The sequence below is a fragment of the Peribacillus sp. NPDC097197 genome (genome assembly GCF_050278025.1).
Taxonomy (GTDB): domain Bacteria; phylum Bacillota; class Bacilli; order Bacillales; family DSM-1321; genus Peribacillus.
In genome coordinates, this window is sequence record NZ_JBNNST010000003.1 from 327,986 (window position 1) to 339,729 (window position 11,744).

Annotated in this window: 6 protein-coding genes; all 6 read right to left on the reverse strand. The window is 32.6% G+C overall.

Features of this window, described 5'->3' with window-relative positions:
- Nucleotides 1–410: 410 nt before the first annotated feature.
- Entirely contained in the window at nucleotides 411–941 is a 531-nt protein-coding gene (locus ACQKL6_RS06295) for a hypothetical protein (protein WP_427650823.1), read from the reverse strand.
- A 697-nt stretch (nucleotides 942–1,638) separates the two neighbouring features.
- Nucleotides 1,639–2,589: a restriction endonuclease gene (locus ACQKL6_RS06300; protein ID WP_427650824.1), complete on the reverse strand. Its 951-nt coding sequence runs from the start codon at nucleotides 2,587–2,589 to the stop codon at nucleotides 1,639–1,641.
- A gap of 382 nt (nucleotides 2,590–2,971) precedes the next feature.
- Nucleotides 2,972–3,790, reverse strand: a complete 819-nt coding sequence (locus tag ACQKL6_RS06305; RefSeq protein ID WP_427650825.1) for a hypothetical protein — start codon at nucleotides 3,788–3,790, stop codon at nucleotides 2,972–2,974.
- 187 nt (nucleotides 3,791–3,977) lie between these two features.
- Nucleotides 3,978–6,575, reverse strand: coding sequence for a DEAD/DEAH box helicase family protein (locus tag ACQKL6_RS06310; RefSeq protein ID WP_427650826.1), 2,598 nt, complete (start codon nucleotides 6,573–6,575; stop codon nucleotides 3,978–3,980).
- Entirely contained in the window at nucleotides 6,568–8,451 is a 1,884-nt protein-coding gene (locus tag ACQKL6_RS06315) for a DNA methyltransferase (RefSeq protein ID WP_427650827.1), read from the reverse strand. The genes ACQKL6_RS06310 and ACQKL6_RS06315 overlap by 8 nt, the downstream gene beginning before the upstream one ends.
- A 334-nt stretch (nucleotides 8,452–8,785) precedes the next feature.
- Nucleotides 8,786–11,596, reverse strand: a complete 2,811-nt coding sequence (locus tag ACQKL6_RS06320; protein ID WP_427650828.1) for a DEAD/DEAH box helicase — start codon at nucleotides 11,594–11,596, stop codon at nucleotides 8,786–8,788.
- Between the last annotated feature and the right edge of the window lie 148 nt (nucleotides 11,597–11,744).

Sequence of the window (11,744 nt, forward strand, 5' to 3'; positions counted from 1 at the left end):
CTCCTCTTTATTTAGTAGAATGAATAGATAACTTTATATTTATATTACAATTGTATCAGTAATTCGCTTTTGAAAAATAAATGGTTTATTGGTAATTATTTACTTATTATTAGTTGAATCCTGCCCATTTTAGCTCTCTAAAATGGGCACCTGCTGACATCCCAGCAGTTGAGCAATTGATGAACGAAAAAAATCCACTTTACAGATAGTAAAATGGATTTGCATCTTATTAAAGCAATCTAAGCACTTCCCTAAATACCTTCGATGGCTGGTGAATTAATAATTCTGTACTTAATACCCGTGTCTCGCTATTCTTACTTATCGATAAGGTTTGTTCTTCTTGGTTCAATCGAATTTCGATATCTTTAAATGAAAACGTTTCAAACTTGGAGGCTTGATCGACGACCTGACTATCCAGGCTGATTTGAATCTGATATCCTTCTAAGCATCCTCAAAAGAGTCGTTTCCTGTTTAATTTTCATATAAAGCTCTGGCAGCTCTTTCGCGTCATTTAGTTGGGTTAATGTGGTCATCATATAGGTTGCGATTCCGTATTTAACCGGACGGATCGCCTGCTTCGTATTCTTCCAGACATGCACAAAGAACGTCACGAAATACTCATCCGTTGATAACCTCTTGATTTCACCATACTCCTTAATGGCGTTCTCTTCGATGCCAGAGGTCTTATAAAGGGCTATATATTTCGCTTCCTGCCACCCTTTTCTCAAACTAGTAACCGGGATTTGATAGGATCCTTGTTGGATAAAATCTCGATAATCCCCTTCAGACGAAACCGTTCCGACAAGTACTTTTTCCTCTAACGTGGATGTCCATTCTTCTTTCGTTCCCCTAGGTAAGATCCGTTCCGCTTGGATTTCCTCAGGACCTTTTTCAATGAGGTGCTCGATGAATTGTTCGACCATATCCGTGGCCTGAGGCAAAAATGGCAGGCCACAATATTGACCGAAAAAAATACTGGGTACTTAACGTTTTATGAGTAAAAAGAGGTTTTTTAATAATAAAAAAGCCCCCAACCAATATGGGTGAGAGCCTTTGAAGCATTAATAATTAGAGACCTGTGAGCACCATTAAGACCGTATTTTTACGTTCTTTAATATGTCCTTATTATATAAAGAAAAATGAAATAAAACGATCATTGTAATATAAGATTTATCCTTTTTTACAACCTAAAAGGATAAATGAAAGAATATATTGTTCTATATATTTCGTGGCCAAAAAGTGGTCAAAATATTTAATGGCATCTTTTTATATGTTAGTTTTTATTTTCTTTCATATAATGTTTTTAGGACCCTAGTTTTTTCAATTACAGAGGCTAGTTAAAGAAGAATATCAACACTATCTTTAACAGAACTCAAGGAAGTCCTACAAGACTGAGAACAGTAGCGGACTTCCTTTATAAGTATTAGCCACACATAACAGACTTAAAGAGCAGACAGCAGAAAAGTTCCAAAGGTTCATTAAGCTAGGGATATATAGTCAATATTGAGCCACATGCTCACCTGTTTTTGTTTTCCCTAATATACGTGTAAACATTAAAAGATAACCATAAAATAAAGACGCTTGGTTTATGAACCGAGCGTTTTATCAATAAGCCCTTGTTGTAGATAACCATTTGTTTTATTCTCTAGAATATCCATATCTAAAATTATCTATATAAGGGGTATAATATTCTTTCCCGTGAGAATCGAATCCATCATCGCTATAGCCACGAACAAAATATACTTTAACATCCCAAGTTAATGACAGTCCCTCTCCCTCATCTAGTGTAACCATATAATGCACTAATTCATTTCTTAAAGCTTCCTCAATATCTCTCTTTAAATCTGATAATTCAAAGGGATTTTCACGTACATCCTTTTTATCTGCAAAAAAATCAACAAATGCTATATAGTTTGTATACTTATCATCATAATAAACAGCTCTTAACTGCATATCTATCCCCTTAACATTTAGCTCCAATTCTTTATATACAGCTTGAACACAATTATAAATACTACTTATATATGATACTGTTTTAAAATGCACACTTAGTCTCGAAGATAAATAAAGGAAAGCCCTTTTATAATGGGCGGTCCAAAAAGATGTTAAATGAGTATTATATATTTTCCAACCTACCTTACTGGAACTTCGAGGGAAAAATTGATTAATTAAAGAAAAATTACATGGCTTTAATAATCTATCCTCGATTTTAACTTCATCCCAATAATCAATAACTATCTCTCCGTTAGATTGTAGTTCTCTATAAGTGTTTATTAAACCAGTTGTTAAAGCGGTAGTACAAACTAATAAATACCCATCAGCATTAGCACTTTTACAATCAGTTACTAGAGAATACGATTCCTCTCTTCCAACACTTCTACCTGAATGGGCCTTATGTTTACATTGAACTAACCATGTCCTTTCAAAATTACTCAAAGGTCCTTGTACTTTTTCAACTATCAATAAATCACGACCACCATCAGGACCTTTGCCAGTCCAATGAGTCTCAAATCCCTCACGAACAAAAATCTCTCGAACTAAACGCTCTAAATCGGTTCCATCAATTGACAATTCAGTGAAATCTAACATACAAATACCTCCAAACAAATTTCCTTATTTTTTAACATAATACTAATATTCATTAATTTCTCCTTTTTGATAATATCTAATTGAACGGATTATGAGTTTCAAAAGTACTATGACCACTCTAATAGGTTCTTTTTTATCATAGGTAATCCGGATAACAAAAGGTTTAGATCACGTGTATATAAAATTTACAGATCTCTGACAGATTAGGAATCATTAAGGGATGGGTCCACGAGGATGGCAGCATAAATTTTGAAGGAAATAATTCTTTTCTACTGGACCTAAGAAATAGGAATTAAGAATGCAGTATCATAAAAAGATAAGCACAGCCATTCGTCAGTGCTTATCTTACAAATATATAAAATTTAAACAGCTTGTCTAAAGTTTATATTCTCTTTTGTCTTTTCCTTTTACTTACGTAGCTTTTTTTAGAGGTTTTAATGTATTGATTATTTTTAACATCATATATTATTCTTGTACCTGTTATTTGGTTAACTTGAGGTTTTATATTATAGTGAACTGCAAATGTTTCAGTGCTTTTAACGTTATAAGCTATTGTGAAGTTATTAAATCCTAGCTTTGATGAAATGTCATTCACCCTTTGGTAATTACGTGTTTCATCTGTATAAGGTTCCCAAGTAACTATATCTTCTCCGACCCTTTTTAACTCATATATAATGCACTTTTCACCTTCCTTATTCGTCAAAAATACAGCATCAAAGTCATTTATTACGCAATACATACTTAAATTTTCTCTTGTCCATTTCTGGAAATTGTCATTGAGACTCTTGTTCTCTTCCTTCGATGTTCCTATATTTACGTCAATACTCTTAAGTTCTTCCTTGAGTTTCTCTCTCAAACCATTACCATCAGTATCTTCATAATTACTGTTATAGCTTTTATAAGAAAAACAGCTCATTTTTTCTGGAGAATATAATAGAACATTTAAATATTCTTCGAATCTTGAATTAATTAAGTTATATGCTTGATTTTTATCAAGATTATTTTTTATTGTTTCCCAATTTTCTTCCGAAGCCTCAATTGTTAAAAGCCATAAATATTTACCACTTAAATTTATATATCTGATAGAAGGAAAAGATTCCTCAGGTAAACCTAGAGCAACCCGAAAACTTTCGTGACTCGACACAAAATTCTTCGGTGCTAAAAAATCATTTAACCAATCATTTTTTTCTGTTTGATTCATTAATTAATCCCCCATAACTATTTGTTATACCAACAAATAATTATAACCACCTTTAACTAATAATGTAATATTTTTTTAGAATTATATAATAAATGATATTACCAAGATATATCTGATACTTAAAACAACAAAATAACTGAGGCAAAGAATTTATCCTTGAACTCAGTTTCAATAAAGTAACGTTGATTTATAATGTCGATTTGCTCTGACCAAAAACTTTTTCTTTAAAATCCTCTCTAAACGCTTGTTTCGATTCCTTATTCTCTGAGAAAAATTTAATTCCAATCAAACGAACTTTTTCATTCTCATTTAACACTTTGATATCTGAACGTTTAGCCAACGATAACAGAAAGTCCTCTTTCCATTTATCTTTCTCTCGTAAATAATCCCCTTTAGGTTCTAAAAAAACCTGATATGTAAAATCAGCGTCTTTCATATATAACAAGAAATCTGGCATAAAACCACGAATTCCATCAATCTCTACAAATTTAATTTTTCGTTCATTTCGTATGAGATAGACTTCATCATATTTAGATTGTAACTCTTCCATATAATTATTAATGAAATCAATCATATCACTTTCCAGACCGTTAACAATCGCTTGGTCATAGATATACCAATCCTGGTCTTTCATATTTTTGGTTCTAATTACTTGATTAACATTTTTTACTCGCTGGTTCACTGTATTCATTTCAATTACATAGTCATCGATTAATTTTGAGATTGCAAAACCTTCGAATACAGGCGTTCCTCTTTCTTTCATATAATTTGAACGTATATTCCCTTCAGCATACACTAAGAATTTCTCTACTATGTCTAACTTCTCTTTTGCTGAAAGGTCTTTTACAGAAATACCATCTGGTAAAGTAATGTTAAATCTAATATTGCCTAAGAACTTTTTACCCTCAATAAAATCTTTCATACTTGAGATACTTGGGATATATTGTTTTAGATTGTTGAATCGATAAAATGGATTCCGTTGTATTCCTTTTTGTAATAAGCTCTTATCTATTAATAGCTCTTCCTCATGCTTTTTTGTACCTGCCGATGTAGTACGCTGAGAACCATATTGCTGTTCGACTGAAGTTTCATATTGCAACTCATAGTCTCGGGAAATATTGTAGTCGCTTAACGACTGATAGTCTTCAACAGAAGTGGGAACTAGCTTGTTAATGTAGATTTTCCCTTTATTGAATAGCTCGTTCTTACGAAATTTTGTTTTAACTTTTGCTTCTAGTCGGCTAATCTGGTCTTCTTTCACTTGAATATTTGCAGCTTTAAGTGATTTCTCAAGATTTTTGATGTATGAATTATCATTGATCGTATGGTAGTACAACGTTTCAATTACTTTTAAATCAGTGCTGGTATAATCAAGTCTTCGGATATATGACTTTTCTCCATTATGAATAAATGGATAATTACGGGCTCCTCTACCAATAAGTTGTGCCTCGCTATCAGTCGTATTTTTCGTATTTGATGCACCTTCACTTATCCGTACAATATCAAATAAGTTTAAAACATCCCATCCCTCATTTAATTTTGCCACCGCAAATATTGCACGAATTGGGTTACTTGAATCTTCCAAAGTATTTAACAATAGTGCGTTACTCTCAGACATAAAGGTAGACTCATTAGCGTTTAAAACAGTCTCACTTGTAAAGTCCCATTTTAAATCTCTAACTATTTGGTCTAAATCTTTTCCATTATAGTAAGAAAACATCTTACGCCAAATACTCTGTTCATTTTGATATACCGTAAGACCCTTCTGAATAATTTTTTGCATTTTTTCAACTGTAAGATTCTCTGTGAGATTTAAAAAGGTGTTATTTGCCTCTAAAGAAATAGCAATTTTGTTGGACTTAAAGAGAATAATCGGTTTTAAATCAATCCCATGATCTTTTGCAATGTATTTTCTATACTGGCTAAGTAACATACCATGTAACATCTTTTGCTCATCATCTTCATTAGCCCTTAATAACACAACATTTTTTGAATACCCGTCTTCCATAAATCGCTTTAAATCATATTGATAAATAATTTTATCTTGATACTTTCCAAAGAGCGCGTCATTCGTTAAATCAATAGTTGCTGTATATTCAATTAATCTGTTGGATGGATCGAGATCCAACAGGGTGCTAACAGTTTTTTCCCATGTTTTCTCTTCTGCTTCTTTTGTGTTTAGTTTTCTTTTATCACTTCTTGTTAGAACATTAATATGATGTGCCTCATCAGCAAGTAAAACAAGGTTAGTCTCCGTTAAAGATTCATAAGTAAGTCCGTTCTCCTTTGGATTACTTAAGTCCATATGGAGTTTTTGAATAGTTGTTAGTTTTAGATAAATCGTATTTTCTGCAGGCAATGCTGGAAAAACATCTACAACTTGAATATTAACTGAATTACCATCTATGATAATCCCACCGGAATTGAATAGATACTTAGGTGAAGTTATATTTGTTAAATTATCATAGGTTTTTTTTATAATTGCATCGCTATTAACAAAGAAAATAAAATTCTGATGCCCATTTTCTTTAAATTGATAAAGCATAGTCGCAGCCAATACTAAAGTTTTTCCAGATCCAGTAGCCATGTGAAAAAGTAAATGATTGAATGAAATATCTGCTGTGCTAGCACGCTGCGTGTAAATAAATTGTTTCAATGCTTGTTCTTGATAAGGCCTCAAGTTGTGTCTCAAATTATCATAGATATATTTTGGTATTTCTGGTGGTGTTTCAAATATGTCATTAAATCGCTTTTCGATTCTGGCATGTAAGATTTCTTTATTCATTATTCTTCACCGCTGCTTTTTTTCCTTGATAAAAAGAATTGTTAAAGTTTTTTACAGGCACTGGAATAGAGTAGTTAGCATCATCAACCTCTGTATAGCTTAAATATATTTGGTTAGAATCCAGACTTTCTATCAGTAACTTCTGCTTATCTTGTAATGGTAATGAAGCAAAACCACTATCTTCAGTCAAACGTTCTATATTTACTTTATAGTCCAAGAAAGCATTACTTTTAATTTCGGTAATAAGTTGTTCGATTTCTTGATTTGAGGGTGCGTTTTGAATACGAGTTATATATTTATGGTTTAACTCATATAGCTCTGCATAAACAAAACTACCACCTCCAGACCAACCGACTTCTTTTGATATCCCACCCTGCTCACCTTGTATGACTTTCTTTAATCGAGCAATAGAAACCCTTTCAATGTAATCCATTTGTTCAATACCAATGAACCTACGATTCATTTTCATCGCAACTGCTTGTGTAGTTGATGATCCCATAAAAAAATCTAAGACAATATCGTTCTCATTTGAACCTAAATGGATAATACGTTGCAATAATTTTTCCGGTTTGGGTGTAGCGAAGTCGTCAATATCCAATCCCAAGATTTCATTGCGAGCATCTTGATTATGAGATACCTCTGAATAACTCCAAATTGTTAATGGTGTGACTCCCTGTTTAACTTCTGATAAGAATCTTTTTATAGATGGAATATTATTCCCGTCTTCACCAAACCAAAAACGATTGTCTTTTACTAGTTCTTCAAATTTTTGCTTTGAAGTCCTCCAACATCTCCCCCTCGGTGGATTTACTATTCTACCGCTAGGAGTAGTGATAGGGTAATCATAATCCGCTGAATATGTCTTTACTAAAAAGTCACCAGCTTTCCAAGGTCCTCTAGAATCGTTGTCAGGATTTTTATATCTTTTATTCATTTCCTCTGTACGCGGAAGCAAATTCAACTTAAAACTCTCTTTGTTTTTTGCAAAAACTAGTATGTGATCATGCATATCAGAAAAGTATTTAGCATCATTCTGTGGTGAGTACTTTTTTTGCCAAATAATATTTGCTATAAAATTATTTCTGCCGAAAATTTCATCTGCAATCACTTTTAAATAATGTGATTCATCATCATCAATATTAATCCAGATAGAACCATCTTCACTTAATAATTCTTTGGCTGCCTCTAATCTATTTTTCATAAAAGTAAGCCATGTTGAGTGATTAAAGCGATCGTTATATCCAAACGAATCTTTACCTGTATTATAAGGAGGATCGATATATATTAATTTAATCTTACCTGCATATTTTACTCTTAATGTATGAAGTGCAATTAAATTGTTGCCCTTTAAGATTAAGTTGTCTGTATCTAAAAATTCTTGAGGAATAGTTTCGCCTTTTTCATTATATTTCTTAATATTAGTGAGTATTTTAGGAGAGAACATGACGTCTAACTCATCCTTTGCCAATACCTTATGATAAAACATTTCTTTTCTTTTAGAATCTTCCTTCATCATTCCGCCTTCAAGCACACAATCCTTATGCGGAAAGTCTAAAACAACATCGCTATTATACTTTAGATACTTTCCGTCACTAGATAACCCAATTTCATTCGAATATTTTGTATAGCTGTCCTCCCAATAATTTTTGAACCGCAGCATACCAATAAACTCATTTATTTTAAAAACAGACCCGTTATTAACATCTAAGGAATAAGCTTCTTTAATTCTATCGTTTGAAATTAAACTTTTAAGCAAATCTTCCCTATAATTCCTTAAGTCTTCGATTACTTTATGTTTAAGCAAATTTTCATTATCCCAATACTCTGAGAACGTCTGAAGAACTTTTTTGACTTGTGACAGTAGTTCAGTTTCCATTAACATACCCCCTATTCAACATGATTATTAAAACCATATACCTTTAATGATATTTATATTTTCATTAGTACTGCTTCTATCATTTCTACTAGTATTGATTTTACTGCATTTTTATATCATAGAACAGATTTACTTATACGCATGAATACAAAACATTCATCATTAACTTAATATCAATAAAATGTATGATCATTGAAGGTAACCAACGGCAAGTGAGCATTTCAAGTTTATTTGGTTAAAACGAGAAAATTTAAGCTCTCTAAAACTGGCACCTGCTGACATCCCAGCAGTTGAGCAATTGATGAACGAAAAAAAGTCTTCTCAAATGAGAAGACTATACTCTTTTCGTGAATTCTGTATATAAGCTTGCAGGAATTTCATTCTCCAATTCCATTTTAACGGTTATTGGCTTTTCTCCTTCATATTCCACGGTATTACCCTTGCCTATATAAATATAAGGTTCTATCTTGCCATCTATTTCTTTATACTTTCTCACAAATAGGTGTAGATGAACTCCTCTTTCCTGGTTAAATATGATATTTTTTCCTCTATCAGAGCTTGGAGCTGTACTATTTGGTGTCTGCCATTGGAAATATCGCTCATTTATAAATTCATCATGATAGTTAATACTTTCTTTAATGTCCTCTTCCTTATGCAAGTCAATAAATAAGAAATACTCATTCCCATTCGCAAGCAACCCTGATCCTCTAAAGGCACTATGACTTTTACGATAATTTGAAAGAAGTGCCACGTCACCCATTTGGTATTGCTCATATAATTTCAGATGTGGCACACCATAGTACTCTTCCTTGAACTCTTTCTCGTATCTAAAAATCCCGTATATAATGAGATCTTCGATATATTTTCTATACTCTTCATTCTGAAGAACTGTTTCATATACAGGTGTCTTCGATAATAAACCATCCTGAAGTGTAAACAGTTTAAGATTTCTTTTCTTCTGACCAGGGTCATAGAAATTCTGATTTAGACATTCTAAGGCGTGCAATACACTATCTTCATCAACTTCTTTAACCCACTTCAATATCTCATGTTTTGCGGTTTCTAAAGAGATCACATCATGATCTAATAAGTATTTAGAAATTACAAATTCGTATACCCTTTTAAGTGGCAGCTTACTTGATAATTCTTTTAATACTCCTTCAAAAGCTTCATTTACTAATAAACTTTTTAAGTGATCATTTTTCTCTACTTTTGCTACGAACTGCAAATACGTTTTATCACGATTAATAAATTTAATAGGATCAGGAGCACCGTCGAATTTCATATAGTCCATTAATAACAATGGGATTTTCCCTTGATTCATCTTTTTAAATTCAAAATACTCTTCCTTCAAATATTTCAAAGAGTTAAAGTTCTCTTTATCAATTTGAGCTAGAATTCGTTCTTCAGAGATTTTATCCATTTGAATATGCGTACAACCTGGTATATTGGCAAAACCAGTCGCGATGGCCACCTTCAAACTTTCTTTATCATAATAACGAGTCCCATTTAAGGCGATTGCAATCAAGAACGTTTTACTATGATTTCCGATAAAATCAAGAACGGTTAGGAAACTTTTATCTTTATGTTTACGAAGTCCACGTCCCAACTGCTGGATGAATACAATTGGTGAATTAGTAGGCCTTAGCATCAAAACCGTGTTAACAGAGGGAATATCTACACCTTCATTAAAAATATCGACCGTAAAGATAAACTCTAACTCATCCGCATCATCTTCTAGCTTATTCATATAATAGGCTCTCCGCTCGACTGAATCCTCTCCAGTTAAACAGATACTATGATAGCCGCTATTATTAAACTCTTGGGCCATATATTGAGCGTGTTCAATTGTTACACAAAAGCCTAGACCTTTTCTTTTTTCCCCATCATGGCCATAGAAGTTCATATTCTTAATAATAAAGTCTACTCGCTCGTTAACCTTTAATCTTTTTGTGATCTCCGCTACATCGTCTATATCAACATCACTTAAATCAATACCCTCAATGTCGGTAATACCAAAGTAATGAAAAGGAATAACAAGCTCATCTTCTAAAGCCTCATGTAATCGAACCTCTAACGCCACGTTATTATCAAACAAATCAAAGACATTTTGCTGATCACTTCGCTCAGGTGTGGCTGTCATTCCTAAAGTGAATTGCGGTTTAAAATGCTCCAACACGGTTTGATAACTTGGGCTTGTAGCATGGTGAGCTTCATCGAAAATAATATAATCAAATGCATCTTGTTTGAATTCCTGAAAGTACTTAGACATGGTTTGTATCGTTGAAAAAATATAATCCTTATCCTTTTGCTTATGATTCCCTGTTAGTAATCCAAATGTTCGTTTTTCATTAGGAAGAAGTTTTTCAAATGTCTCTTTAGCTTTTTTTAATATTTCTTCTCGATGTACAATGAATAGCAATCTTTTGGGCTTAACGGATTTCACATCAAAAGCCGACATATATGTTTTACCTGTACCTGTTGCCGCTATGACCAGCGCTTTATTTTCACCAATAGATCTAATTCGTTCGAGATTTTCTACCGCTTGCCTTTGCATCTTATTCGGAACAATATATTCGGAGCTTTCATAAATAAATGGCTGTGTATTGGTAAACCCACTTAATTTACTCAAGAACTCTTCATATTTACTAATAAACACGTCATCCGCAATCACACTACTATTCCATAAACTATCATATTCTTTTAATACATCTTTAAGGAACTGTGCATCCTCTTTCGTAATGATCTCAACATTCCATTCAATGTTACTCTTGAGAGCACTCTGTGTAATATTCGAAGAACCAATAATCACTTTATACGAGTCCTTAAACTCAAAAATATAAGCCTTCGTATGGAAACCAACCGATTTTTCTGATTCAAAGACTTTTAAATCGATATTATTAAACTCATTTATTTTCTTAAGTGCCTTAGCTTCGGTGAAGTTCAGATAAGTAGAAGTAATAATCTTCCCCTCTACGCCTCTTTTCCCTGCTTCCTTAAAAGTATCCAATAAAAGTTGCAGCCCGCTATAATTAATAAAGGCCACGCTAAAATAAAATCGTTCACATTCGTTTATAGAAGAAATGAGTTCATTTAATAGATTGGTTTTTGCCGAGTTAACAATTAACTTTTTCTCGGTGGTCATAAATTGAGGCTCCTATTCGTTTTATAATTTGGGACATATATACATATTCTTCTTGCGATGATATCATATTTAATAAAAGATAGAACAATAGTCCTTTTTAATATCTAAACTAACTTTTAAAATAAGAAGTTATTCAACTAAAGACAAA